Origin of the sequence: Corynebacterium hiratae (assembly GCF_009708045.1) — a bacterium.
Lineage (GTDB): Bacteria > Actinomycetota > Actinomycetes > Mycobacteriales > Mycobacteriaceae > Corynebacterium > Corynebacterium hiratae.
Genome location: NZ_VIOG01000046.1, coordinates 1 through 350 on the forward strand (window position 1 = coordinate 1; position 350 = coordinate 350).

The window sequence follows — 350 nt, forward strand, 5'->3', positions numbered from 1 at the left end:
CATTGCCATCCTCATCCTTAGCGGAGATCTTGGTGTCGTCGTCCTTGTTCTCAACCTTGATACCAGAATCCTGCGGATCATCAGTCGGATCAACAGGCTTCACATTGGAATCATCAACCGTGGTCTTGTCATCACCAGGCTGCTCCGGCTGCTCATCGGAGCCGTTATCGTCACGATCCTTCTCGTGGCCGTTAACCGGAACCTCGACCTCAACCTTGCCGTCCGGCAGATCCGGATCCTCAACAACTACCGTGATCGGACCATCAACATCCTCACCCGGAGTAACGATGACCTTGCCGTCCTCGTCAATCTCAACCGGGACGTCATTGCCATCCTCATCCTTAGCGGAG

Annotated in this window: 1 protein-coding gene; it reads right to left on the reverse strand. The window is 54.6% G+C overall.

The window, feature by feature from the left end; genetic code table 11:
- Positions 1–350: hypothetical protein (locus FME68_RS13560; protein WP_230309009.1), on the reverse strand; the 350-nt coding region annotated here is incomplete at both ends.